Annotated in this window: 23 protein-coding genes; 7 read left to right on the forward strand and 16 right to left on the reverse strand. The window is 53.9% G+C overall.

Annotated features, from left to right (window positions below; translation table 11 throughout):
- The first annotated feature begins 55 nt into the window (after positions 1-55).
- The 3 genes from zapG (at position 56) to degS (ending at position 3,141) form a co-directional block, all read left to right on the forward strand.
- On the forward strand, positions 56-454 hold the full coding sequence (gene zapG, locus ACFK9X_RS21245) for a Z-ring associated protein ZapG (protein WP_001519074.1): 399 nt from the start codon (positions 56-58) through the stop codon (positions 452-454).
- A gap of 156 nt (positions 455-610) precedes the next feature.
- On the forward strand, positions 611-1,978 hold the full coding sequence (gene degQ / locus ACFK9X_RS21250) for a serine endoprotease DegQ (RefSeq protein WP_000716692.1): 1,368 nt from the start codon (positions 611-613) through the stop codon (positions 1,976-1,978).
- Positions 1,979-2,070: 92 nt separating this feature from the next.
- Complete coding sequence (gene degS, locus ACFK9X_RS21255; protein WP_151117635.1) at positions 2,071-3,141, forward strand: outer membrane-stress sensor serine endopeptidase DegS; 1,071 nt, start codon at positions 2,071-2,073, stop codon at positions 3,139-3,141.
- 33 nt (positions 3,142-3,174) lie between these two features.
- Here the strand turns inward: degS and ACFK9X_RS21260 are convergent, their stop codons facing one another.
- From ACFK9X_RS21260 to mdh, 10 genes are all read right to left on the reverse strand, one after another.
- On the reverse strand, positions 3,175-3,906 hold the full coding sequence (locus tag ACFK9X_RS21260) for a triphosphoribosyl-dephospho-CoA synthase (protein WP_024792581.1): 732 nt from the start codon (positions 3,904-3,906) through the stop codon (positions 3,175-3,177).
- A 19-nt stretch (positions 3,907-3,925) separates the two neighbouring features.
- Positions 3,926-5,227 (reverse strand): oxalacetate decarboxylase subunit beta, encoded by a 1,302-nt coding sequence (locus ACFK9X_RS21265; protein WP_000444885.1) that lies wholly within the window; start codon positions 5,225-5,227, stop codon positions 3,926-3,928.
- A gap of 15 nt (positions 5,228-5,242) precedes the next feature.
- Positions 5,243-7,018 (reverse strand): sodium-extruding oxaloacetate decarboxylase subunit alpha, encoded by a 1,776-nt coding sequence (oadA, locus tag ACFK9X_RS21270; RefSeq protein ID WP_151117636.1) that lies wholly within the window; start codon positions 7,016-7,018, stop codon positions 5,243-5,245.
- Between the two features lie 16 nt (positions 7,019-7,034).
- Positions 7,035-7,277, reverse strand: coding sequence for an oxaloacetate decarboxylase subunit gamma (locus ACFK9X_RS21275; protein ID WP_000180119.1), 243 nt, complete (start codon positions 7,275-7,277; stop codon positions 7,035-7,037).
- A gap of 156 nt (positions 7,278-7,433) precedes the next feature.
- A complete protein-coding gene (gene ttdB / locus ACFK9X_RS21280; protein ID WP_000162405.1) occupies positions 7,434-8,051 on the reverse strand; it encodes a L(+)-tartrate dehydratase subunit beta in 618 nt (205 codons plus the stop codon).
- Positions 8,051-8,950, reverse strand: coding sequence for a L(+)-tartrate dehydratase subunit alpha (gene ttdA / locus ACFK9X_RS21285; protein WP_000045349.1), 900 nt, complete (start codon positions 8,948-8,950; stop codon positions 8,051-8,053). Before ttdA ends, ttdB begins: the two co-directional genes overlap by 1 nt.
- A 32-nt stretch (positions 8,951-8,982) precedes the next feature.
- Positions 8,983-10,251 (reverse strand): SLC13 family permease, encoded by a 1,269-nt coding sequence (locus tag ACFK9X_RS21290; RefSeq protein ID WP_151117637.1) that lies wholly within the window; start codon positions 10,249-10,251, stop codon positions 8,983-8,985.
- Between the two features lie 210 nt (positions 10,252-10,461).
- Positions 10,462-11,127: a GntR family transcriptional regulator gene (locus ACFK9X_RS21295; protein ID WP_001171585.1), complete on the reverse strand. Its 666-nt coding sequence runs from the start codon at positions 11,125-11,127 to the stop codon at positions 10,462-10,464.
- Complete coding sequence (locus ACFK9X_RS21300; protein ID WP_000723776.1) at positions 11,114-11,743, reverse strand: GntR family transcriptional regulator; 630 nt, start codon at positions 11,741-11,743, stop codon at positions 11,114-11,116. The genes ACFK9X_RS21295 and ACFK9X_RS21300 overlap by 14 nt, the downstream gene beginning before the upstream one ends.
- Positions 11,744-11,862: 119 nt before the next feature.
- Positions 11,863-12,801, reverse strand: a complete 939-nt coding sequence (gene mdh / locus ACFK9X_RS21305; protein WP_000861586.1) for a malate dehydrogenase — start codon at positions 12,799-12,801, stop codon at positions 11,863-11,865.
- A 414-nt stretch (positions 12,802-13,215) separates the two neighbouring features.
- On the opposite strand from mdh, the gene argR reads away from it, so the two are divergent.
- The 3 genes from argR to yhcN-B all read left to right on the forward strand — a co-directional run bounded on the left by argR (position 13,216) and on the right by yhcN-B (position 14,684).
- Entirely contained in the window at positions 13,216-13,686 is a 471-nt protein-coding gene (argR, locus tag ACFK9X_RS21310) for a transcriptional regulator ArgR (RefSeq protein ID WP_147120847.1), read from the forward strand.
- Between the two features lie 364 nt (positions 13,687-14,050).
- Complete coding sequence (yhcN, locus tag ACFK9X_RS21315) at positions 14,051-14,314, forward strand: peroxide/acid stress response protein YhcN (RefSeq protein ID WP_000695693.1); 264 nt, start codon at positions 14,051-14,053, stop codon at positions 14,312-14,314.
- 103 nt (positions 14,315-14,417) lie between these two features.
- Positions 14,418-14,684 carry a DUF1471 family stress response protein YhcN-B gene (gene yhcN-B, locus ACFK9X_RS21320; RefSeq protein WP_079960379.1) on the forward strand — a complete coding sequence of 89 codons (267 nt, stop codon included), beginning with the start codon at positions 14,418-14,420 and terminating at the stop codon, positions 14,682-14,684.
- Between the two features lie 59 nt (positions 14,685-14,743).
- Here the strand turns inward: yhcN-B and ACFK9X_RS21325 are convergent, their stop codons facing one another.
- The 4 genes from ACFK9X_RS21325 to aaeX all read right to left on the reverse strand — a co-directional run bounded on the left by ACFK9X_RS21325 (position 14,744) and on the right by aaeX (position 18,304).
- Entirely contained in the window at positions 14,744-15,016 is a 273-nt protein-coding gene (locus tag ACFK9X_RS21325; protein WP_001103887.1) for a hypothetical protein, read from the reverse strand.
- Between the two features lie 171 nt (positions 15,017-15,187).
- A complete protein-coding gene (gene aaeB, locus ACFK9X_RS21330; RefSeq protein WP_000510913.1) occupies positions 15,188-17,155 on the reverse strand; it encodes a p-hydroxybenzoic acid efflux pump subunit AaeB in 1,968 nt (655 codons plus the stop codon).
- Positions 17,156-17,160: 5 nt separating this feature from the next.
- Positions 17,161-18,093, reverse strand: a complete 933-nt coding sequence (gene aaeA / locus ACFK9X_RS21335) for a p-hydroxybenzoic acid efflux pump subunit AaeA (RefSeq protein WP_151117638.1) — start codon at positions 18,091-18,093, stop codon at positions 17,161-17,163.
- A 7-nt stretch (positions 18,094-18,100) separates the two neighbouring features.
- Positions 18,101-18,304, reverse strand: coding sequence for a p-hydroxybenzoic acid efflux pump operon protein AaeX (gene aaeX / locus ACFK9X_RS21340; protein ID WP_000051840.1), 204 nt, complete (start codon positions 18,302-18,304; stop codon positions 18,101-18,103).
- A gap of 181 nt (positions 18,305-18,485) precedes the next feature.
- Here aaeX and aaeR point away from each other — a divergent pair, with 181 nt between their 5' ends.
- Positions 18,486-19,415 (forward strand): HTH-type transcriptional activator AaeR, encoded by a 930-nt coding sequence (gene aaeR / locus ACFK9X_RS21345; protein ID WP_000440300.1) that lies wholly within the window; start codon positions 18,486-18,488, stop codon positions 19,413-19,415.
- A 121-nt stretch (positions 19,416-19,536) separates the two neighbouring features.
- On the opposite strand, the gene tldD is transcribed toward aaeR, so the two are convergent.
- Both tldD and yhdP read right to left on the reverse strand, forming a co-directional pair.
- Positions 19,537-20,982: a metalloprotease TldD gene (tldD, locus tag ACFK9X_RS21350; protein WP_151117641.1), complete on the reverse strand. Its 1,446-nt coding sequence runs from the start codon at positions 20,980-20,982 to the stop codon at positions 19,537-19,539.
- Between the two features lie 144 nt (positions 20,983-21,126).
- Positions 21,127-24,927 carry an AsmA2 domain-containing protein YhdP gene (gene yhdP / locus ACFK9X_RS21355; protein WP_151117643.1) on the reverse strand — a complete coding sequence of 1,267 codons (3,801 nt, stop codon included), beginning with the start codon at positions 24,925-24,927 and terminating at the stop codon, positions 21,127-21,129.
- Positions 24,928-24,940 lie beyond the last annotated feature (13 nt).

Below are 24,940 nucleotides of genomic sequence, written 5' to 3' on the forward strand. Positions count from 1 at the left end.
GGCATGGAGCCTGGAGCCAACACCCTACGGAAACATAAGACAACGGGAGATGTTCATGACCTGGGAATATGCGCTAATTGGATTAGTCGTCGGTATCATCATTGGTGCCGTGGCCATGCGTTTTGGTAATCGTAAGTTACGTCAACAGCAGGCATTGCAGTACGAACTGGAAAAAAACAAAGCTGAGCTGGAAGAGTACCGTGAAGAGCTGGTTAGCCACTTTGCTCGCAGCGCGGAACTGCTGGATACCATGGCGCATGATTACCGCCAGCTGTACCAGCATATGGCGAAAAGCTCCAGCAGCCTGCTGCCGGAAATGTCTGCGGAGTCGAATCCGTTCCGTAACCGTCTGGCGGAGTCTGAGGCGAGCAACGATCAGGCGCCAGTACAAATGCCACGTGATTATTCTGAAGGCGCGTCTGGCCTGTTACGTAGCGGCGCAAAGCGCGATTAATCGCACGCCGTTAAGAAATTTATCGGGCGCATCGCTTGCGCCCTCTCTCTATCTTTCCTGTCCCAGCTATTATCATTGTTACCAGGCTGAAAATTCAATAACATCAATCTGTTTTGAATTGTCTATCCGTTCATTCAAGGTACGAGAGCAGCATCCATGAAAAAACACACCCAGCTGTTAAGTGCATTAGCGTTAAGTGTCGGGTTAACTCTTTCGGCGCCGTTTCCAGCCCTTGCATCGATACCAGGCCAGGTGCCAGGCCAGGCGACGCTGCCAAGCCTTGCCCCTATGCTGGAGAAAGTGCTGCCTGCTGTCGTCAGCGTAAAAGTCGAGGGAACCGCCGCCCAGAGCCAAAAAGTGCCGGAGGAGTTTAAAAAATTCTTTGGCGAGGATCTGCCAGACCAGCCGTCCCAGCCGTTTGAAGGACTCGGTTCGGGGGTGATTATCGATGCCGCGAAAGGCTATGTATTAACCAATAATCATGTGATTAATCAGGCACAGAAGATCAGTATTCAACTGAATGACGGACGCGAATTCGACGCGAAGCTGATCGGCGGCGACGACCAGAGCGATATCGCTCTGTTACAAATTCAGAATCCCAGCAAGTTAACGCAAATTGCCATCGCCGATTCCGACAAACTCCGCGTCGGCGATTTCGCCGTGGCGGTCGGTAATCCGTTTGGTCTTGGACAAACCGCCACCTCCGGGATTATTTCAGCGCTGGGACGCAGCGGGCTTAATCTGGAAGGGCTTGAGAACTTTATTCAAACCGATGCCTCTATTAACCGCGGCAACTCCGGCGGCGCGCTGCTTAACCTGAACGGCGAGCTGATCGGGATTAATACCGCGATCCTCGCGCCAGGGGGCGGGAGCATCGGCATTGGCTTTGCTATTCCTTCCAATATGGCGCAGACGCTGGCGCAGCAGTTGATTCAGTTCGGCGAAATCAAACGCGGATTGCTGGGAATTAAAGGCACTGAAATGACCGCTGATATCGCCAAGGCATTCAAACTGAACGTTCAGCGTGGCGCTTTTGTCAGCGAGGTTTTACCCAATTCAGGTTCGGCGAAGGCCGGGGTGAAATCCGGAGACGTGATTATCAGTCTTAACGGTAAGCAGCTGAATAGCTTTGCCGAACTGCGTTCACGTATCGCCACCACCGAACCGGGCACGAAAGTGAAGCTGGGCCTGCTGCGCGATGGTAAGCCGCTGGAGGTGGAAGTCACGCTGGATTCCAATACCTCTTCTTCCGCCAGCGCCGAAATGATCGCCCCGGCGTTGCAAGGCGCGACGTTGAGCGACGGCCAACTGAAAGACGGGACGAAAGGCGTTAAGGTTGATAGCGTCGAAAAAAGCAGTCCTGCCGCGCAGGCCGGTTTGCAAAAAGATGATGTTATCATCGGCGTTAATCGCGATCGCATCAGTTCTATCGCCGAAATGCGCAAAGTGATGGCGGCAAAACCGTCCATCATTGCTCTTCAGGTAGTACGCGGCAACGAGAACATTTATCTATTGCTGCGCTAATCCTGTCTTAAACCGGGCATCAGCCTGCGATGTGATGTCCGGTTAACTCATGGTATGCTGCTGCCGTTCCCTTTTTTAACGACGCCTCCATCATGTTTGTGAAGCTCTTACGTTCGGTCGCAATAGGTTTAATTGTCGGCGCTATTCTGTTGGCCGTCATGCCTTTTTTGCGCAAAATTAATCCTATCACCGTCCCGCAATTCGACAGTACCGATGAGACGCCAGCCAGTTATAATTTTGCGGTTCGCCGCGCCGCGCCTGCCGTCGTCAATGTCTATAACCGCAGTATGAACAGTACCGCGCATAATCAACTGGAGATCCGCACGCTGGGTTCCGGCGTGATCATGGATCAACGCGGTTATATTATTACCAACAAGCACGTGATTAACGATGCCGATCAGATTATCGTCGCGCTACAGGATGGCCGCGTCTTTGAAGCGCTACTGGTTGGCTCCGATTCGCTTACCGACCTGGCGGTGCTGAAGATCAACGCCACTGGCGGGCTGCCTACCATCCCGATTAATACAAAGCGTACACCGCATATTGGAGACGTCGTACTGGCTATCGGCAACCCATATAATCTGGGACAGACCATCACCCAGGGGATCATCAGCGCAACGGGTCGTATCGGCCTGAACCCGACGGGGCGACAGAATTTTCTCCAAACCGACGCCTCGATTAACCACGGTAATTCCGGCGGCGCGCTGGTCAACTCGTTAGGCGAACTGATGGGGATCAACACCCTCTCTTTTGATAAGAGTAACGATGGCGAAACGCCGGAAGGCCTTGGTTTTGCGATTCCCTTCCAGCTAGCCACGAAAATTATGGATAAGCTTATCCGCGACGGTCGCGTGATTCGCGGCTATATCGGTATTGGCGGACGAGAAATCGCGCCGCTGCACGCGCAGCAGGGTAGCGGCATGGACCCGATTCAGGGCATTGTCGTTAATGAAGTGACGCCAAACGGCCCCGCCGCGCTTGCCGGTATTCAGGTTAATGATTTGATTATTTCGGTCAATAATAAACCCGCCGTGTCCGCGCTGGAGACGATGGATCAGGTGGCGGAAATTCGCCCGGGCTCCGTCATTCCGGTCGTGGTAATGCGGGATGATAAGCAGCTCACGTTCCAGGTGACGGTGCAGGAATACCCGGCGTCGAACTAAAACGACGCGGCTTTTGCCCGCGTCGTTCGACGACTAGTCAATAAAGACTGGCCCTGCCGGAAAATGCGCCAGGAAACTCGTGAAGATCAGCAGAGCGGGGAGACTTTTCTCCCCGACGGCTTCTTCACGCAGCGCCTTATCCAGTACAAGCAGGCTATGCTCCCCCCCTTCCCCCAAAATGCCGCCCATCCAGAGCAGTCGTTGCGCCTGTTGACGCGCATACTGCGATGCGCTTTTCCAGGCGACCAGATGCAGCAACGTTTGTAACAGCAGGACCCGAGACGCGTGACCATCGCGTTGCAATCGCCTGAATACGGGTAATGCAATACTACGTACCGTCGAGAAACCGCTCGCCGCCTCCCCCTCAATCGGCGATAAACCAACAGCCGCCTGTTTGACGAAATCGCATAACTGATTGTGTGTTAATGGCCGCTCGCCTGCGCTCATATACCCTGCGGCAAAACAGAGTAACCCGATACCCTGAGCCCAATCGGTTGATGGCAGAATCCCCTGCGGAACATTCGGTGCCGACGTCTGTGCGGCACAAAGCCCCTCGTCGTAACACTGTGCAAAACGTTGCTCATGTATTGCTGAGTTGACGCCGGACCACGGCAGCAAATGCAGCGCTGGCTCAAGCTCAGTTATCTGATTCACCGTCTCAACAACATAGCGCAAGATGGTTTCTCTGGATGGCATGGATGTACCTTGCCGAAACGCAACCATTTCACTCATTACTGTGTCCTCATTTTGCGGGAGCAGAATCACTGCCCCCGGTTAGATTGGATTACATCGCCAGCACGTATTTCAGCATCACGCCCGCCGCAATGGCCGAGCCAATCACCCCGGCCACGTTCGGCCCCATCGCGTGCATCAGCAGGAAGTTCTGCGCGTCTGATTCCAGGCCCACCTTGTTCGATACGCGGGCCGCCATCGGCACCGCCGACACGCCGGCCGAACCGATAAGCGGGTTGATTTTGTTCTTACTGCACAGGTTCAGCAGCTTCGCCATCAGCACCCCGGCCGCCGTCCCGATACCGAACGCAATCACCCCCAGCAGCAGAATGCCCAGCGTCTGCGGCTGCAGGAACTTATCCGCGACCAGCTTCGCGCCCACCGACAGCCCGAGGAAAATGGTGACGATATTAATCAGCCCGTTCTGTACCGTGTCGCTCAGACGCTCCACCACGCCGCTTTCGCGCATCAGATTGCCAAAGCAGAACATCCCCAGCAGCGGCGCGGCGTCCGGCAGCAGCAGCGCCACCAGCAGTAACAGCACCACCGGGAAGAGGATTTTTTCCCGCTTACTCACCGTGCGCAGCTGCACCATGCGGATTTTCCGCTCTTTCTCGCTGGTCAGCGCGCGCATAATCGGTGGCTGGATTAACGGCACCAGCGCCATATACGAGTACGCCGCCACCGCGATGGCTCCCAGCAGCTCCGGGGCCAGCTTGCCCGACAGATAAATCGCCGTCGGGCCGTCCGCGCCGCCGATAATGCCGATGGCCGCCGCCTGCGGCAGGGTGAAGGAAATCAGGCCGAAGTAGTTCAGCGTCAGCGCCCCCAGCACGGTGGCGAAGATGCCGAACTGCGCCGCCGCGCCGAGCAGCAGGGTGCGCGGGTTGGCCAGCAGCGGGCCGAAGTCGGTCATCGCGCCCACGCCCATAAAGATGACCAGCGGCGCGACACCGGAGCCAATCGCCACTTTATAGAACAGCGCCAGCACCCCCGGCGTGTAGCCCATGTCCACCGCCAGGTTCTCCATCTGGCTCTGCACCGACGGCAGCGCCAGCGCTAATGCCTCTTTAATGGCGTGCACGTCCGGCGCGCAGTTCAGCTTCGCGGCAATCACCGCCAGCTGCCCGGCGTCGTGATGCGCCAGCAGGCTTTCCAGCGCGGTCAGCGCCATGCCCGCTTCCGGGATGTTGGAGAGCAGCCCGCCGAAGCCTATCGGCAGCAGCAACAACGGTTCGAACTTCTTCGCTATCGCCAGCCACAGCAGCAGCAGGCTGACCAGCAGCATGATGGCCTGGCCTGCGCCAAGGTGCATCAGCCCCATGCCCTGAAGCAGGGCGTTCAGACTTTCCATTTCCGCTCCTCGTCCTTACGCCAGCGTCATCAGGGTGTCGCCGACGGAGACCGCATCGCCGGACTTCACCGCGATACCGCGTACCGTCCCGGCCTGCGCGGCGCGAATTTCGGTTTCCATCTTCATGGCTTCCAGAATCAGCAGCACATCGCCTTCGGCCACCGTCTGGCCCTCGGTGGCAATCACCTTCCAGATGTTGCCCGCCAGCGGCGCGGTGACCGGGGTGCCGGCGCCTGCGGGAGCGGCAGCCTGAACCGGTGCGGAAGAGGCTGCCGGAACAGCCGCAGTAAGCTGGCTGATATCGCCGCCGTCGCTGACCTTCACCACAAAGGCTTTGCCTTCCACTTCCACGGTGTAGATACCGGAGGCGGCAGGCTTCTCTGCTTTTGCCACCGGCTGCGCGGCTTCCGCCTGCGGCACCGGCTCAAACGCCGCCGGGTTGTGGCGGTTCTCAAGGAATTTGAGGCCGATTTGCGGGAACAGCGCCACGGTGAGCACGTCGTCGATGGCGTTTCCCGCCAGAGTGATGCCCTTCTCCTGCGCCTGGCGCCTGACGTCCGCTTCCAGTTCAGCCAGTTCCGGTTTGAGTAAATCCGCCGGACGGCAGGTCACCGGAGCGCCCCCTTCCAGCACGCGGGCCTGTAACGCGGAGTTCACCGGCACCGGGGTGTGGCCGTATTCGCCTTTCAGAATGCCAGCGGTTTCTTTGGCGATGGTTTTGTAGCGCTCGCCGGTCAGGACGTTGAGCACCGCCTGGGTGCCGACAATCTGTGAGGTGGGGGTCACCAGCGGGATAAAGCCGAGGTCCTCGCGCACGCGGGGGATTTCCGCCAGCACCTGGTCGAGTTTGTCCGCCGCGTTCTGCTGCTTCAGCTGGCTTTCGAGGTTGGTGAGCATTCCGCCCGGTACCTGGGCCACCAGAATACGGCTGTCGTAGCCCTTCAGCTGGCCTTCAAAGGCGTGATACTTTTTGCGCACCTCGCGGAAGTACGCGGCGATATTTTCCAGCTTCAGGATATCCAGCCCGGTGTCGTGCTCAGTACCTGCCAACGTCGCCACCAGCGCTTCGGTGGCCGGGTGGCCGTAGGTGGCGCTCATGGACGAAATTGCCGTGTCGACGCCGTCGACGCCCGCCTCGATAGCCTTCAGCAGGGCCATCTCCGCCATCCCGGTGGTGGCGTGACAGTGCAGGTGCAGGCGCACGTCATAGCGTTTTTTGATTTCGCTGACCAGGTCATACGCCGCCACTGGCGTCAGGATACCGGACATATCCTTGATGGCAATCGAGTCAACGCCGGTTTCCAGCAGTTGCTCCGTTAAATCCAGCCAGGTCTGCAGGGTGTGCGCCGGGCTGGTGGTGTACGAGAGCGTGCCCTGGGCGTGCGCGCCGTGGCTGCGCACCGCCTGCAGTGCGGCTTTCATATTGCGCGGGTCGTTCATGGCATCGAAGACGCGGAACACGTCCATGCCGTTTTTCACCGCCCGCTCAATGAAGCGTTCCACCACGTCATCGGCGTAGTGGCGATAACCGAGCAGGTTCTGACCACGCAGCAGCATCTGCAGCGGGGTTTTGGGCATGGCTTTTTTGAGTTCGCGCAGGCGCAGCCACGGGTCTTCGCCGAGAAAGCGGATACAGGCGTCAAAGGTGGCGCCGCCCCAGCACTCCAGCGAGCCGTAGCCCACGTCGTCGAGCTGAGCGGCAATCGGCAGCATGTCATCAAGGCGCAGGCGGGTGGCGAACAGGGACTGGTGGGCGTCACGCAGGACGACGTCGGTAATGGCAATGGTCATGGATCCCTCCGGGAAATTAAACGTGGTGGCGGTGATGGTGAATGGCGGCGGCAATCACCGGCTTTAAGCGGGTGAAGTCGTCCACGGCGGGAACGGCGCGCGGTGCGGGCGCGGCGACGGGTTCCGGGAAGAAGCGAGTAATCACGGCAGACATGCCGCGAATGGCGAAAATCAGCAGGAACAGAAACGCCAGCACGAACCCCATGCCGAGGAACATCAGGGTGAAGCCTTCACCTAATAGCAGAGCTGCATTAGTCATAAAATAGCCTTCAGGCAGGAGGCACGATAATGGGGCTATTTATGACGATGAAATAATAAGGGTGGATTTCCCTGAGCCGCCCCCGGCCAGAGCCCTTGGTTATTATTATCGTCATAACGTATTACCACCATTATCGTGCAATTTACGTAATCAGGTTTATTTGATGAAACTTACGTTCTGGCATATTTCATCAGCGACGATCTCTTTACGCTGATTAAAAATAATTTTGTTCTGTTCAAACAGATTATTCCCATGGGTATCAATAGAAACAATCAGCGGGCCAAACTCTTTAACCCGACAGACCCACAGAGTTTCCGGCATCCCCAGATCGCGCCATTGGGCATCTTCAATTTCTTCCACGCACACGGCGGCTACAACCGCACAACCGGCAGGGAATACGCAGTGCAGCGCTTTGTGTTCAGCACAGCCCTCTTCGGTACCTTTACCCATACCGCCTTTACCAACAATTAATTTCACGCCGGTCTGCGCAATAAATTCTTTTTCGAATTTCTCCATACGCATGCTGGTGGTTGGTCCAACGGAGACCATTTCAAACTTATCGTCTTCGCCTTTAATTGGGCGGACAATGGGGCCAGCGTGTAAAATAGCGCCGCCGCGAACATCTACCGGAAGCTCGCGACCACCTTCAATTAAACGGCGATGGGCTACGTCACGGCAGGTAACAATATGACCATTGAGATAAATAATATCGCCAGCCTTAATATCCGCTAAATCTTCATCTTTAATTGGCGTAGTCAGGATTTTTTTAGTCATCAGAAATTCACTCCGCTGTGAGACGTAATGGTGTAATTCAAATCTTTATCGAAAACGATATGCCCTTTACGGTGCGACCAGCAGCCGACGTTTACCGCCACGCCGATGGTAGAAGGATGACGCGCGGTGTTTTCAATGTTCACGCCCATAACGGAGGTATTACCGGACATCCCCTGCGGCCCCAGGCCAATTTTGTTAATGCCGTCTTCCAGCATTTTTTCCAGCGAGGCTGCACGCTCATTCTCGTTATGCGAACCGATCGGACGCATCAGCGCTTTTTTCGATAGCAGTGCCGCCGTTTCAACAGAGGTCGCTACGCCCACGCCAACCAGCAGCGGCGGACAAGCGTTGAGGCCGTAGCTGGTCATCACATCCAGTACAAAGCGGGTCACACCTTCATAGCCTGCACCCGGCATCAGCACCATCGCTTTCCCCGGCAGAGAACAACCACCGCCCGCCATATAGGTATAAATGCTGCACTGATCGGAATTGGGAACGATTTCCCAGAAGACCGTCGGCGTACCTTTACCCACGTTTTTACCGGTGTTGTATTCATCAAAAGTTTCTACGCTGTTGTGGCGCAGCGGAGAATCTACAGTTGCTTTGATCACCGCCTCACGCAACAACGCTTCCAGCTCGCCAATCAGCGGAAAGTTCGTCCCGCACTCCACCAGAAACTGAATGACACCGGTGTCCTGGCAGGAAGGTCGATCCAGCTCTTTCGCCAGACGCTGGTTCTCAATCATGGTAGTAAAGATGACGTCGGCCAGTTTACTGGTCTCTTTCTTATGCAAATCTTCCAGTTTTGCAGTGACATCATCAGGCAAAACTTTGCCGGTATATCCCACAAACTTGGCCATAACGTCGGTCATATGGGATATCTGTTCACTTTTACTCATAAATGCTCCTTAGTCAGAACAGCTTCAGTTAATTACGGATGAAAAGGGAAAAGGATTGGCAGCAGGATCAAGCTGACAATGGTTGAAACGATAATCAGGGGGATACCGGCCTTAGCGTAGTCGACAAATTTATAGCCACCCGCGGAGAGCACCATCATGTTGGCAGGCATACCGATAGGGGTTGCGTAGGCGCAGGAACCGCCAATGACCGTCGCCATCAGAACCGCACGCGGGTCGGCCCCCATGCCTGCGGCAATGGACAAACTCACCGGCACCAATAGCGCTGTCGTTGCGGTATTGGACATAAAGTTGGTCATCACAACGGATAAGGCGAAAACGGCGATCAGCAACATGAACGGTGAGGAGTTTTGCCCCAGCATGCCGATTACATAGTCCGCAACCAGCTTGCCTGCCCCGGTCATTTCCAGCGCTTTTGCCAGCGCCAGGGTGCCGCCAAAGATAAAAATAGTCTGTGAATCAATGGCTTTATAGGCCTGTTTTCCCGTGAGTACGCCGCTTACTACCAGCACAAGAGCGCCAATACAACCGGTCACGGCCAGGCTGACACCGATCTTCTTCTCAAAGATCATGCCGAGGATCGTTGCGATCAACACCACCAGTGAGAGCCGTTGTTTCCACTGTGGAACATGGCTGTAGTCACGTTGCTCCCCGACGCTCCCCACCTCACCGCCGGTCGCATTATTCGGCAGAAAGCGATAGCCAATAGTCAGGAAGTAGAGAATGCCGCAGATGAGCATCGGGAGACCGATTTTTGCGTATTCAAAAAAGCCAAAGCCGCCGCCAATATTCTGTAGCGCAGACTGCGCGATAAGATTTCCCGGCGCGCCAATTAACGACAGGTTACCGCCCAACGCAGCGGCGAAAACCAGCGGCATCAGTAGACGAGAACGCGAGAAGCCCGATTTTGCCGCCACGCCGATCACCACCGGAATCAAAACCGCAGCGGTACCGGTGTTAGAAAGGACGCCAGACATCAAACCCACCACCACCATAATGGTGAAGATCAGCTGTTTTTCTGTTTTCGCGAAGCGCGTGATGACGCCGCCCACTTTGTTTGCCATACCGGTCTCGAACAACGCGCCGCCCACGATGAACATCGCGACAAAGAGGATGACGTTAGTGTCGATAAAGCCAGCAAAGGCCTGTTTGATATTCAGAACTCCGGTGATCACTAAGGCCACGCAGACAATCATGGAAGTGACGGCCAGTGGCACTTTTTCCCATACAAACATGACGATAGCGAACACCAATAAACATAAGGTAAGGGTAATGGGTTCCATATTTATAATTATCCAATCAATGATATATGATATTGTATCCAATGTTGACAGGGAGAAATTATTCCCATACAAAAACTAAGTCAAATCGTTTCTCAGGAAAGATGCAGGAGTGGGATCTACATCAAGATCGTGGTTAGATCGTTACTGGACGTGATTAATAGAATTGAAGAATTGGTTGAAGCGCCTGCGATGCTCACGCAGGCGAAAAGATCAGGCAGAAGGGTCACCAACATAGCGGGTCAGCATATTCTCCATTGAGCGAATAATGTGTTCGCGCATGCGCTGGCGTGCCAATGTTTCATCATGAAGTTCAAGAGCTTGCAGAATACTTTTATGTTCCTGAATGGAAATCACGGCATACTCTTCTTCGGTGACCTTATGGCCCATCGACAGGCCGTTCCACATATTACAGAGCAACATTTTCATTTTTTCGTTGCCAGCAACATTCCATATTTCCATATGAAATGCCTGATTCAGGTCGGAGTATTCCGCCGAGTTATTTTCCGCGAGAGCCTTTTCAGCGGCATAATGCACCTGGGCTATCCGCGAGATATCGGTGCCAGGACGAGAAGCTTTAGCCACCGCCTCACTTTCTAACAGCGCGCGAATTTCATAGTGTTCACGGATCGTTTGTTCATTGATGCCCAACACCACCGCCCCTTTATTAGGGCGCACTTTTATCAGCCCATCCGCCGCCAGAATCTGAAACGCCTCGCGCACTGGCATACTGGACACGCCGACCATTCTGGCAATGCCTTCTAACGTAATCTCTTGCCCTTCCACTAACTCCCTCGAAAGAATCGCTTTACGCAGCACTGCCGCGACCTGTTCTTTCGCTGAAAGAAGCTTAATCTTCCCTAACTTAGGCTTCTGCACTTTCCCAATCCTTCATATGTTGACGCATTATTTCTGCTAAAGAGAGGAAATAACGCTGCATAACTTGCCCAATCTCATCACGCCGCCCCTGGCGTATGACGTCAGCCAGTTCAGCGAAAAGCTGCGCCGACTCCTGATTATCTTTTTTCAGATGCAAAATAACATAAGAGACATAACCGTCCAGGAACTGCTGATACACCTTTTCCAGATAGCGGTTATTCACATAAGAAATCAGCATCGCATGACACTCCAGTTCGCAGGATTTGTCTTCTGCGACAGCCAGCGCTTGCGCACGTATCAGGAGGGCATCGCCTACTTCGCTGGGTATCAGCGAAAACATTTCGGCGGCCATCGCGGCAATCACGCGAAAAATATGACTCACGCGATCGGCCTCAAGATGCGCGACCTGCATGTGCCTGTTGGGCAGTCGGATTAAAAAACCTTCCTGTTCGAGTGACTGTAGCGCTTCTCGAACCGGCATTCGTGAAAGACCAAGCTGCTCCGCAATACTTTCCTGCGCGAGTTCTTCTCCCGCTTTTATATTGCCGGAAAGAATTTCATAGCGAAGCATTTGCGTAATGTGATCGCGGGTTTGCGTTCTTTGGATCTTTTTCACGACGTTCTCGTTAATAACCGATAAGACGTGAGGAGTTTAGCAGATTTAGTACTTGATTTCGTGGCTTGTTTACAGTCAAAGAAGCCGGAGCAAAAGCCCCGGCATCGGGCAGGAACAGCTTATTTATTAATAAAATCTTCACCCAACTGAATATCTTTTTTCAGCGTATCCAGCATAGCGTCCAGCGAATGTTGCTCGAAAGCGCTCAGTGTGCCGATGGATTTACGCTCTTCTACACCGTTTTTACCCAGCAGCAGCGGCTGAGAGAAGAAACGGGCATACTGACCGTCGCCTTCCACATAGGCGCATTCCACCACGCCTTTTTCGCCCTGCAGAGCGCGAACCAGAGAAAGACCGAAACGCGCGGCAGCCTGGCCCATAGAGAGGGTTGCCGATCCGCCGCCGGCTTTCGCCTCGACGACTTCAGTACCGGCGTTCTGAATACGTTTAGTCAGCTCGGCCGCTTCTTGTTCGGTAAAACTTACGCCTGGAATCTGCGACAGCAGCGGCAGAATCGTCACGCCGGAGTGTCCGCCAATCACCGGAACTTCAACTTCCGTTGGCAGCTTACCTTTCAGCTCTGCGACAAAGGTATTAGAGCGGATGATATCCAGCGTGGTAACGCCAAACAGTTTGTTTTTGTCGTATACGCCTGCTTTTTTCAGCACTTCCGCCGCAATCGCAACGGTGGTGTTCACCGGGTTGGTGATAATGCCCACGCACGCTTTCGGGCAGGTTTTAGCGATCTGCTGCACCAGGTTTTTCACGATGCCAGCGTTAACGTTAAACAGGTCGGAACGGTCCATACCCGGCTTACGCGCCACACCCGCAGAAATCAGTACTACGTCAGCGCCTTCAAGCGCCGGGGTTGCGTCTTCACCGGAGAAACCTTTGATTTTTACAGCGGTGGGGATGTGGCTCAAATCAACGGCCACACCGGGAGTCACTGGAGCGATGTCGTACAGGGAGAGTTCTGAACCTGAAGGCAGTTGGTTTTTTAAAAGTAATGCCAGCGCCTGACCGATACCACCAGCAGCGCCGAGGACTGCGACTTTCATCCTAAACTCCTTATTATATGATTAGCTAAGTGTCTATTGCTCCGCGGCGGCGACCTTAATTCACAAATTCAATGATTACAATCCTCACTCATCAAGAATGCGGAGTCGCGCAATTTTGGCTTTTATGCATTTAATTTGCGTAATCCGGATCGACTGCAACCAGAGAGCAACGTTCCTACAGGTGGTGACAATATACCCTACTATCCTCTCAAAACAACATCATTTTGATAACAATTAATTTACTTTTAATCTTATTTGCGAGGCGTGACACAGGCATGTTTCTTGATAACGAAATTTGATAAAATTCCGCTCTTTCATAACATTATTTCAGCCTTAAACAAGGCAGACTGTTTGCATAAAAATTCATCTGTATGCACAATAATGTTGTTTCTACTGCCATATTACGGGTGACTTATGCGAAGCTCGGCTAAACAAGAAGAACTAGTAAGAGCGTTTAAAGCGCTCCTCAAAGAAGAAAAATTCAGCTCACAGGGCGAAATCGTCCTCGCGTTGCAGGATCAGGGCTTTGAAAATATCAATCAGTCCAAGGTCTCGCGCATGTTGACTAAGTTCGGCGCAGTGCGTACACGTAACGCAAAAATGGAAATGGTGTACTGTCTTTCGGCTGAACTGGGCGTCCCAACAACATCCAGTCCGTTGAAAAATCTGGTGCTGGATATCGACTATAACGACGCTGTCGTGGTGATTCATACCAGCCCCGGCGCGGCACAACTCATCGCGCGCCTGCTGGATTCACTGGGGAAAGCAGAAGGTATTCTCGGCACGATTGCCGGCGACGATACTATCTTCACTACGCCTGCCAGCGGCTTTTCCGTAAGAGATCTGTACGAAGCCATTCTGGAACTTTTTGAACAAGAGCTTTAGTCCCACTTCCTCCGTCGTCGTACGGCGGAGGCACCTTTTTGTCCTCTCCCCTCGCCGCTTTCCTGTACAGCTATCATTTGGCAAATCATGCCCTTAAACATTCACCACATGAATGACAAATCAAAAAAACGCACAAAATGTCAAATTTTTTAACCGATTGATTTTCTTTTATTTTTTAAACAGCAGCGGCGAAAAACAGCAATTTTAATTCCATAACGTTATAAAAAATAAAATTTTTAATGTCTTTAAAAAGCAGAAACAATTAGCGTGGTATTAATTAATCACGTGATTAGTGTATACTTAATTTTGTGATGAGAGTCACGAAACAAAGACCCCAGTAAAGGAATTCGACGAGGTAAAAATCATGAAAATCAAAACCACTGTTGCAACATTAAGTATTCTGTCCGTTCTCTCTTTTGGCGCTTTCGCCGCAGAACCTATCAGCGCAGAGCAAGCGCAAAACCGTGAAGCAATCGGATCGGTTTCAGTCAGCGCTATCGGCTCATCGCCTATGGATATGAACGCCATGCTGAGCAAAAAAGCGGATGAACAAGGCGCTACGGCCTACCACATTACCGAAGCGCGTAGCGGCAGCAACTGGCATGCCACTGCCGAACTGTACAAATAAAATTCATCTGCCATCGCATATAACGTGTCGTTACTTCGCGGAGATATCGCATAAGAAAAGCCCATTAATCCGCGAGGTTGACCCTATAAAGGAATAAAAGACCATGAAAACGAAATACATTATCGCATCACTCGGCCTGGCCACTCTGCTCTCTTTCGGCGCAAATGCCGCAGTACACCAGGTCAACGCGGAACAGGCGCAGAATCTGCAACCGATAGGCACCATTTCCGTCTCGCAGATTGGCAGTACGCCAATGGATATGCGCCAGGAGATCGTCGCTAAAGCCGAAAAAGCAGGCGCTAATAGCTATCGCATCATCGAATTAAAAGAAGGTGATAACTGGCACGCCACCGCCGAGTTGTATAAGTAAACCCTCGTCGTCTAACCCGACGACTTGCCCCCGCCTGTCGGGGGCTTTTTTATGCTTTTTCAATGCCGGACATTAAACCGTAGCCGCCCCTCCAGCTCTTCTTCCGCTTCATCAAAGAGTAAAATCAGCGCCCCGTAGCGCCTGCGCAGTTTATCAGGCAGGTGAACGAACTCAATCTCTAGCGGTAGGGGTAAGATATCGCTCATTACCGCATCCCATAATGTATCAAGATCGCTTACTTTCTCACTGGCAAGACCAAACGTCTGCGTAAACTCGCGATAAAAATCGCTTTGGTTTTTAATATCATTAAAATCAAAAGTATAGACATTCATAGCCAGCCACCATCCCCGACAGACAATTGTCTGTTTTACTACTAAGCATCATTATGCAGAGGTTTCACTTCCAGAAACGCTTTTAGCCCCGGAGCACTCTTGCGCTGTTTTTGTATCTCAAATAAGTATAGTCATAAAAAAACCGACGCTTTTGGCATCGGTTCTTGTGGGTTAGCTATCGGTAAGCGCGTTCTGGTATTTATGTAACATGCCCGTCAGGCGTTTAACCGGTTCCGTCACCTGCGGCGGCGCCTCCCAGATACGTAATTTCTCCTGATAGATATCCAGCTCATCCAGCAACTGACCAAAGTAGCGTCGCCGTTTATCATCGCTTCCGGCGGAAATAACATGGTCTGCGGTACGACGAAGCTGGCGGTGGAACACTGACAGGTCTTCATTAACCGGTATCGGCGCGTCGCGCAGACGTTGATGAGCAATGATCATCGTTAGCGCCAGGCGAAACTTCGGCAAATCGCCTGGGAATTTATTCATCAGCAAAAAGAGTTGCTGATATAACGCAGGCAGACGGTTTTCTTTACGACGTACCACGTTAGTCGTCATTGCCGAGACCGCAGCGGAAACAAACTGATTAAGCAGCACGCGACCGGTTCGATCTTTGGATTTATCACGCACCAGCAGGATGACGATAAACGCCAGCATACAGCCGACTATTTGCCCCAACGCGCTATCGAGGAACTGGCTGAAATGGAACGTCATCGGATTATCCAACACAATAATGTTAATCGTACTGGCCAGCGCCCCCATTGACCCCAGACGCCGTTTCTGGACCTCAATGCCGATAAAGAACCCCAATACCGCCAGGCTCAAACATAACAACAGCATACTTTGCTGCGTATTGGGAATAATCACCAGGAAATAGAGCAATCCCAGCGGCAACGCCGCCAGAGTGCCATAAATAAAATCAATGCAGACCATGCGCGGATTGGGTAAACGCATCGCCAGCGAGGTCACCACGGCAATCATCACCATCGCGCCATTACCCGATGTCCAGCCGGTCCATAGCCAGAATAATGTCCCCAGAATGCAGGAAAGCGTGGTGCGCCAGAAGTTCACCATCGCATGGTGGCGTTCAGCGGATTCCACTTTAACTACGGGCTCGCCTTGCAGGATCTCTTCTTCCGTCGCGCTGATTTTGGTGTTACTGATCACGCCGCGTTTAAGCAATAGATAGCGCGTCGCAGCGCCTACCCAGCTATAAAGCGTGACGGGCGTTTCGCGCTCGCCGGTCCAGACAATGACACGCCGCATCCGTTTTAACTGTCTGTGGACGTCCTGTACCGTTTCAACCGGCGTCTCGAACAGTTCCCGGAATGTATCGGTAATCAGTTCCGGCCGCGTGTTTTGAATAAGATAAGTTTCACAGGATTGCGTAATCAGCGTGAGCGAAAGCGTATTCAACGCTTTCAGGCGGCGGTTAGCGCGTACCCAGCGCGAAGATTCCATATTCAGATTACTTCGCATCCCCTCCAGCGCCGCCGTGCGTCGCACCAGATCGCCCCAGGCGTTGTCGACTTCTTCGCTGTCGCCATGCTTAATACAAAGTTGCATTAGCTGATATTGCGCTACCAGTAAACTGTCCAGTTCGCGATCAACCTCCTGCTTTATCGATCGCGGCGAGAAAAGCAGATCCGCTAAAATAGCGCAGCCAATGCCGATGACGATTTCGCTACAGCGTTCAAGCGCAAATTGCGGCGTGAGTAGCGGCTCCGTCTGAATGGTAATCACAATGATCAGCGCAGTATAACCTGACAGTCCCCACGCATAAGAGTTTTCGATCCGTACTAAAGAGGAGATCCAGGTACAAAAACCGGCCCAGACACAGCACACCAAAATCATCAATAGCGGCGCGCGGATCATAGAGATAATAATGATAAGCGCGGCGATACAGCCAATAAACGTCCCGATAATACGCAACATTCCGCGATAACGGATAGCGCCGGAATAGGGTTCCCCGCCGGCGGCAAATGCCGGGCCTGCCGCCACGATCGCGGCGGTCAGCACCGCCCAACGCGGCGTCTCCAGTTGAAAATGGAAGCCGATAAATAATGCCAGCACAATGGCGCACGCCAGCTTTACCGCAAAACGAATGTGCTGGTTGGCAATGGAGAAAATGCCCATGACGATTAACCGAATTCGCGCAGCCGGTGCGCCAGTTTACGGAAGAAGGAGTCCTGGCTTGCGTCACGATCCTGCTTACCGGTGATCACGACGGTTGCCGTCGTACCGGCAGGCCACAAATTCCCCTGCTGCTCGTCGAGCCGGATACGCACCGGGACACGCTGGGCCAGACGCACCCATTCGAGGTTAGAGTCTATCGTCGCCATCCCTTTCGCATCGCTGGTACTGCTGGCATTCGTTACCCCTGCCGCCACGCTATCGACGGTACCTTTTAATACCCGGTTGCTGCCAAGCGGCGTGATTTCGGCACGATATCCCGGACGCACGCCTTCCAGCTTGGTCTCTTCCATATAGGCCTGCACATAAAAAGAGTTCTTTTTCACCAGGGCGACGGCTGTGGAACCGCGGGTAATAAATTCACCGGCATAAACATTAAGGTTAGTCACCCAGCCGTCGGCAGGCGCGCGAATGACGGTACGCTCCAGATCGAGTTTAGCCAGATCGCGCGTCGCCTGGGCTTTAGCCAGTTGATGCAGTACCGTCTGCAAGACGTTGTTCGCCTGATCGATCTCTTCCCGGGACATCGCCTGTACGCCGAGGCGATTACGGCGACCGGCTTCCTGGCGTTTTTCCTGCGCCAGTACCTGATAATAGGCTACATCAGCTTCCGCTTCCGCCAGCGCTTTTTGATAGCGTGGCTGATCGATGGTAAACAGGACCTGATCCTTTTTCACCAGTTGGTTATCATGCACGTTTACATGGGTAATCAGGCCCGCGACATCCGGGGCAATAGCGACGGCATCGGCGCTAAAACGCGCGTCGCGCGTCCAGGGAGATTCGGTGTAATACACCCAGGCGCGGAAAATGGCGATAAAGGCCAGAATAACCAGTACGAGGGTAATGGCCGTACGGGAGAGTTTTCTTGTTAGTGTTTTCACTTCAACCTCAAACGAACAGGCGCGATATTAAATAAAACAGACAACAATACAGCGCGGTATTGAACAAAGCCGGATGCCAGACAAAATCATAGATACCCGTCGGCACAAGCATCCGACGCACCAGCCAAAAAATAGCCAGTGACAAAAGCAATTCGAAAAATATCGGTGGGAAGGAAAGACCAAACACCACGATAACGGGAAACAGACTCATGTTGACCTTGATTTCTGAGAGAGAGCAGGCGATAGCTTGTTAAGCTACATCGCCGCAGAGAAGGGCAAGAGACGCCAGGCGAGAGCGACATAGCTCTTATTCGAATAATAGTATATTAACGTAATTGTTATGCTGTTATCTATATTATGTGATCTAAATCACTTTTAAGCCAGAGTGAATAATGGAACGATTAAAACGAATGTCGGTATTCGCCAAAGTTGTCGAGTTTGGCTCTTTTACCGCCGCAGCCAGACAGCTGCAAATGAGCGTATCGTCCATCAGCCAGACTGTGGCGAAACTGGAAGATGAGCTTCAGGTTAAATTGCTCAACCGCAGCACACGCAGCATTGGGCTCACCGAGGCTGGAAAAATCTATTATCAGGGCTGTCGTCGTATGCTGCATGAAGTGCAGGATGTTCACGAGCAGCTTTACGCTTTTAATAACACGCCTATCGGTACATTGCGTATCGGCTGTTCTTCAACCATGGCGCAAAATGTGCTGGCCGGGCTTACCGCAAAATTATTAAAAGAGTATCCCGGTCTGGCGGTCAATCTGGTGACAGGAATTCCGGCCCCGGATTTAATTGCCGACGGGCTGGACGTGGTGATCCGCGTGGGCGCGCTGCAAGACTCCAGCCTGTTTTCCCGTCGACTCGGCGCGATGCCGATGGTTGTGTGCGCCGCCAAGCCGTACCTCGCTCAGTACGGCGTCCCGGAAAAACCCGCCGATCTCAGTAGCCATTCCTGGCTGGAATATAGCGTGCGCCCGGATAATGAGTTTGAACTTATCGCGCCGGAAGGAATTTCTACCCGACTGATTCCACAGGGGCGGTTCGTCACTAACGATCCGATGACGCTGGTACGCTGGCTGACCGCCGGAACCGGAATCGCCTATGTGCCGCTGATGTGGGTGATCGATGAGATCAATCGTGGCGATCTGGAGATCCTGCTGCCTCGCTATCAGTCCGATCCTCGTCCGGTGTACGCGCTGTACACCGAAAAAGATAAGCTGCCGCTTAAAGTGCAGGTAGTGATTAACGCGTTAACTGACTATTTTGTCGATGTCGCACACCTGTTTCAGGGAATGCACGGGCGAGGGAAAGAAAAATAAAAACACCGGGTAATTGCTGAAGACGATTGTAGGTCAGATGCCACCCGACGCAGACATTGCCTGGTGGCGCTGCGCTTATCAGGCCTGGGGGCACATACCACAGGCCTGATAAGGCGGACAGTTATGCGGTGCCGCCAACCGTCAGGTTATCGACTTTCAGCGTCGGCTGGCCTACGCCTACCGGCAGGCTTTGGCCCTCTTTACCGCAGACCCCCACCCCGTTATCCAGCTTAAGGTCGTTGCCGACCATGGAGATCTGTTGCATCGTTTCAATGCCTGATCCAATCAACGTCGCGCCCTTCACCGGCGTCGTGACTTTGCCGTTTTCAATCAGATACGCTTCCGAGGTAGAGAACACAAACTTGCCGGAGGTGATATCCACCTGACCGCCGCCAAAGTTAGGCGCATAGATGCCGTACTCAACGGATTCGATAATTTCCTGCGGCGTTGACTGCCCCGCCAACATATAGGTATTCGTCATACGCGGCATCGGCAGATGCGCATAAGATTCGCGACGCCCGTTACCGGTCGGCGCAGCGCCCATCAGGCGCGCGTTCAGCTTGTCCTGCATGTATCCTTTCAGTACGCCATTTTCAATCAATACGTTGTACTGGCCTGGCGTACCTTCATCATCGATAGCAACGGAGCCGCGACGGTTCATCATTGTGCCGTCATCCACTACGGTGCAAAGCGCGGAGGCAACCTGCTCGCCGATCTGACCGCTAAACACAGACGTTCCACGACGGTTGAAATCACCTTCCAGCCCGTGCCCGACCGCTTCATGCAGCAATACGCCCGGCCACCCGGCGCCCAGAACCACCGGTAACGTCCCCGCTGGCGCAGCGACCGCGGAGAGATTAACCAGCGCCATGCGTACCGCTTCTTTCGCCCACGCGTCGGCGCGAATCTCGCCGTCGAGATCGGCAAGAAAATACTCATAACCAAAGCGACCGCCGCCGCCGCTGGCGCCGCGCTCGCGTTTACCGTCTTCTTCCACCTGCACGCTAACGGACAAACGCACCAGTGGACGGACATCCGCCGCCAGCGTCCCGTCGGTCGCCGCCACGAGGATTAATTCATATACGCCGGTCAGGCTGGCGTTAACTTCCTGCACGCGTTTATCGGCTTCTCGCGCCGCTTTATCAACGCGTCTGAGGATATCCAGCTTCTCTTCGCGGCTCATACTTTGCAGCGGATCAAGGGGGGTGTAGAGCGGCTGATGCGCTACGGCGGCGAGCGTTTTTACCTTGCCTTCGCCGTTCTCGCGTACAATGGTTCGCGCTGCCTGCGCACTCTGCTCCAGCGCGAGGAGGCTTATCTGGTCAGCATAAGCAAAACCGGTTTTTTCGCCGCTAATGGCGCGAACGCCAACGCCCTGGTCGATATTATATGAGCCATCTTTAATGATGCGGTCTTCTAAAACCCAGGATTCGTGATAGCTCGACTGAAAATAGAGGTCGCCATAATCAAGACGGCGTTCGGCCAGTTGGCCCAAAATAGCGAACAGATCCTGATGGTTCAGGCCATTCGCCGCTAGCAATTGTTCACTTACCAGGTTCAGACTCATCGTTTTTGCTACTCGTTGATTTCTGCCGGATGGCGGTTCACGCCTTATCCGGACTACGTTGTTAGATTGTACAAACCGGATAAACGCAGCGCCGTCCGGCATGACTATTTACTGAGAGTGGGGCAATTCCTCGCCCCCGTCAAATCATTGCTGGCTTTCTTTTCTCGGTTGGCGCAGAACTTCGTTGATCTGCGGCGCATCGACCGGGCCGGTAATGCGATAACGCAGAATGGAGACCTTGCTCCATAGCGGCCCCAACACTTTACTGGCGGCAAATACCGCCGCGCCGACAATCGGGTTAACGGCAAACGCGGCGGCGACGCCCACGGTGGCGGAAATTTCCGGCGCGACAACGGCCTCCATATCAAGACGACGACGCACCAGATCAACAGAACCTTTCATTGCAATATCCGCTTCCAGCCCATCCACCAGCGTATCGTCAGTATGCAGGACGCCATCTTTAATCCACGCGGTACTATGAATAGAGTCGAAATAGAAGCCCTCGCTAAAGGTATCTCTGAAGTCAAACCGAAGCTTACGCAGCAACGCATCAAAACTGAGCAGCCGCAGTAGCTGTCCGGCATGGCCGCTACTGAGATCAGTAAACTCGCCTTTGCCCAGACGCGTACGTAAAATCCCGTTGAGCGTGGCTTCATCAGGTTGCCAGGGCGGGTTTCGCCAGTGCAGATCGTAATCTACGTTAAAAGACGCGTTCTGGATTGGCGTCGAGATGCCGAAGAACCCGGCAGCCGTGTCGAGGTTACTACCATGCAGACTACCTTTCAGCGAGGTTCGTTCATTACCCGGCGCATTCACCCACTCGCCGTTCGCTTTCAAACGGGCGAATCCGGTATCGATCAGGCCATTCGCCAGAGTCAGCGTATTGCCTTTGATGGCGAAATCGCCATCAATACGCCCATATTTTTGCCCCCACAGCCAGCACTCTTCGCAGCGAAGCTGTAAGTCCGGCCAGCCGCGGAAGCTAATCGTGTTCGCCGAAGCCAACGGCGATGTCGGCGTTGGTGACGAGGCGTGCGTTTTTGCGACGCCAGGGTTGTAGTACAGGTACTTAATGTTCGCCAGCCACGGCGCATGGTTGCGCATGAGCAGCGTGGCGTTCACCTCACGGCCCTGCGCTTCAATTTTTGTTCCGTTCAGCGAGGGGGCTGAAACGACGCTCAAATTGTTCCACTGCTGGCCGCCCAGCGATAGCGCGGGAGTACGCAACGTGACGCGTTGAGGAAACTCGGCCGAACTGCTCACGTTATCCGCCGCGCCTTTCTGGAATAACGCCAGCCATTGCGCGCCATCCAGCGCCGGCAGATTGAGTTCAACGCCTTGTTGAGCAGGTAATGGTGGAATCGTCCGGCTGTCCGTCGTCCAGATAGCCCGATCCAACGTCAGCTTCTGATTTAATAACCAGCGGCTGTTAAAGTGATTTTTACTCCCTGCGCTCCCCGTTAGCGCAAAACTTTTCAGGTTGCCGTCAGCCTGAATGTTCACCGGAATGGCTTCGCCTGCGGGTTTATTTAGCGGAGAAGGTAAGTGACTACTCACATTTCTCAGATCGCCGTTCAGCTCGATGTGATAAGTGGTGTCAGCGTGATACGGAAGATCGATGCCGACTTTACCATTCCACGTCACGCTGCCGCTCAGGGCATCATTCAGTTGCGGCGGTAAGACGCCCATACGCGTTGGCTGCCAGTTACCGTTCAGGTTGACGGCGACCTGATAGGCTTTTGCCCCTTCCGTCGTACTGAAATCCAGGTTCAGCGGCTGATTAAACCAGTTTGCCGTCAGCGGCCCGCTTTTTAGCGCGCCATTCACAAAGCTGAATTTACCGTTCAGATTTTTGAGCGTGCTGTTTAGCGGCTTAATAAACAGGCTGTTGTTACGCAACGAGACATCGCCCTCAGCGGTAACCTGTTCGCCATCCAGCGGAATATCAAGATGTAAGCGAGCATTCACATCGCCATCTAATTGGAGCTCCGCCAGCGTCGAGCCAAGCGAGTCTTTTAGCGGAGTCTCGTCAAAATAAGGCCCAACGGCTTTTCCCGGCCCGTTAATATCGGCATCAATGAGCAGTTTCTCTTTGGAATAATCCGGAATCGCCGCCGCGAGTTTACTGGCCTTCACCCCGCCCAAATCGACGCTATCCGAACGCATCCACAGGCCGTCGTTCAGGAAATCCAGTTCAATGTTGAGATTTTTTAGCGCCGGCCAGTCGGGTTGAAAAGCAAACGTCGCATTGCGTAGCGGCACCAGCACTTCAAACTGACCTTCGTTATGCTTATAGGGAAAGAGGTGCGGGTTACCACCGTAAACCAACGTGGCGTTATCCGCCTCGCCGCCCTGAATCGCGCCGCTAAGGTAATCGACCAGCGCTTTGCCCATCAGGTTTTCCGGAAAATAGCGCCACGCCTGAGATCCATCGTCGGTACTGATTCCGGCCAGAATACCCAGCCACGGTTCGTCGCCCGTCGGTTGCAGATAGCGGAACCCGCCGCGCGCATGTACCGCCTTTGCTTTGACGTCAATGTCGCGGCCATCAAGCTGAAAGCCGTTCTCATTCTTCAACCAGCTAAGCGTCGCGACGCCATTTTCAATTTCCAGCGGCGCGCGAAAAACGGTTTCATAGGGCATCTTAGCCTGCTGCATCGCAACCTTCATCTGCCCGTCTTCTACGCTTCCCGCCAGCGTACCGGAAAAATGTTCCGCGCCGGGCAACAGCTTCCACTGTTTCCAGGCAAGATTTTCCCACGATGCCTGAAAACGCGTTTTTTCGGTCGCCTGTAGCGGAATATCCAGCGCCAGTGTGGCGATCTTTCCGCTCGGCTGCGTAGCCTGCCATATTTCGCCCAGCACAGGCGACAGTTTAGCCGCCAGCGGACGTAATGCTTCCAGCCCCGCCAGTTCAAGATTACTGGCGCGAATGCGTAGCTCATCGCTACGTGTGTGATTCTCGCCGCCGACGTCCTGCTGCGGGAGCCAGGCCACGGTTAAGGCTCCGCTCGGCCAGGGTTTGCCATCAAGCGTAATCCGTGTGTCCGGAATATAAAACTGCCAGCCCGGCTGCTCGCGGCTAATCTGCGCCGTCAGGTTATCGACATACAGCGTGTGCGTCGTGTTATCGCCCAGCCAGCTTGCGCCGCCCTGTTTCAGCCAGACGTCTCCTCCGGCGATTTCGCCTTTACTGAGCGTCATCCAGCCTTCCAGACTGAAACGCGCCGTCTGGAGCGCCACATTATCCTGCATCCATTTGCCCAGCCACGGCTTGACGTCAATATCGTCGGCCTGTAACCAGACTCTGCCGTTATTCAGCAAACCGTCGTCATCGCGTAAATCCATCCGCACCTGCATCACGCCGTGCTGCCCGGTCAGGCTGGAGAGGCTGACCTCGCCTTCGGCGCGGTGCCGCTCTTTGCCGTTTAGCCAGGTAAGCTGTAGGATCGCCAGCTCCGCGCGTTGTCCGGAAAGCGTCAGAAAACTGATTTGGCTATCGCGCAGATCGAAATGATCGAACTGACGCAGGAAAAGATCGCTTAAACGGCTGGTTTCGATGCCTTCGCCGTCGCTGCTTTGAAGAGGCGTGTTGGTGCGGAAATTGAGTTGCCAGAAGGTCAGGTCGCGAAACTGCCAGCGCATATGCAACAGGCTTTGCCAGACGTCCAGCGCCAGCGTAACGCGTTTTATCGACAGTTCGCCGCCATCTTTCAGGGCGGCATGAATATTATGCGCTTCCAGCGTAGGGCCAAAATTTTGCCAGCTTGCGGAGAGTTGGCTGGCGGCCACCGGCACGCCGGTCACAGACTCAATTTTATTCAGGATAGCCGGACGCCAGGCGTCAAGATGAGGCAACGCCAGGCGCAGCCCGCTAACCAGCAGCGCTGCAATGACGATGAGCGCGGCTCCAGTGAGCAATAAAATCCCCGGCAATCGCCTCACGCGTCTCTCCTTG

Origin of the sequence: Salmonella sp. WC3 (assembly GCF_042932255.1) — a bacterium.
In the GTDB taxonomy this organism is placed as follows: Bacteria; Pseudomonadota; Gammaproteobacteria; order Enterobacterales; family Enterobacteriaceae; genus Salmonella; species Salmonella enterica.

Bases quoted from the DNA above. Each gene is read 5' to 3' on its own strand.
- aaeR (WP_000440300.1), top strand. From the start codon at position 18,486: ATGGAACGATTAAAACGAATGTCGGTATTCGCCAAAGTTGTCGAGTTT.
- argR (WP_147120847.1), top strand. From the start codon at position 13,216: ATGCGAAGCTCGGCTAAACAAGAAGAACTAGTAAGAGCGTTTAAAGCG.
- ACFK9X_RS21275 (WP_000180119.1), bottom strand. From the start codon at position 7,277: ATGACTAATGCAGCTCTGCTATTAGGTGAAGGCTTCACCCTGATGTTC.
- aaeB (WP_000510913.1), bottom strand. From the start codon at position 17,155: ATGGGCATTTTCTCCATTGCCAACCAGCACATTCGTTTTGCGGTAAAG.
- ttdB (WP_000162405.1), bottom strand. From the start codon at position 8,051: ATGACTAAAAAAATCCTGACTACGCCAATTAAAGATGAAGATTTAGCG.
- mdh (WP_000861586.1), bottom strand. From the start codon at position 12,801: ATGAAAGTCGCAGTCCTCGGCGCTGCTGGTGGTATCGGTCAGGCGCTG.
- yhcN-B (WP_079960379.1), top strand. From the start codon at position 14,418: ATGAAAACGAAATACATTATCGCATCACTCGGCCTGGCCACTCTGCTC.
- ACFK9X_RS21325 (WP_001103887.1), bottom strand. From the start codon at position 15,016: ATGAATGTCTATACTTTTGATTTTAATGATATTAAAAACCAAAGCGAT.
- degS (WP_151117635.1), top strand. From the start codon at position 2,071: ATGTTTGTGAAGCTCTTACGTTCGGTCGCAATAGGTTTAATTGTCGGC.
- tldD (WP_151117641.1), bottom strand. From the start codon at position 20,982: ATGAGTCTGAACCTGGTAAGTGAACAATTGCTAGCGGCGAATGGCCTG.
- zapG (WP_001519074.1), top strand. From the start codon at position 56: ATGACCTGGGAATATGCGCTAATTGGATTAGTCGTCGGTATCATCATT.
- degQ (WP_000716692.1), top strand. From the start codon at position 611: ATGAAAAAACACACCCAGCTGTTAAGTGCATTAGCGTTAAGTGTCGGG.
- oadA (WP_151117636.1), bottom strand. From the start codon at position 7,018: ATGACCATTGCCATTACCGACGTCGTCCTGCGTGACGCCCACCAGTCC.
- ACFK9X_RS21265 (WP_000444885.1), bottom strand. From the start codon at position 5,227: ATGGAAAGTCTGAACGCCCTGCTTCAGGGCATGGGGCTGATGCACCTT.
- ttdA (WP_000045349.1), bottom strand. From the start codon at position 8,950: ATGAGTAAAAGTGAACAGATATCCCATATGACCGACGTTATGGCCAAG.
- ACFK9X_RS21290 (WP_151117637.1), bottom strand. From the start codon at position 10,251: ATGGAACCCATTACCCTTACCTTATGTTTATTGGTGTTCGCTATCGTC.
- aaeX (WP_000051840.1), bottom strand. From the start codon at position 18,304: ATGAGTCTGTTTCCCGTTATCGTGGTGTTTGGTCTTTCCTTCCCACCG.
- yhcN (WP_000695693.1), top strand. From the start codon at position 14,051: ATGAAAATCAAAACCACTGTTGCAACATTAAGTATTCTGTCCGTTCTC.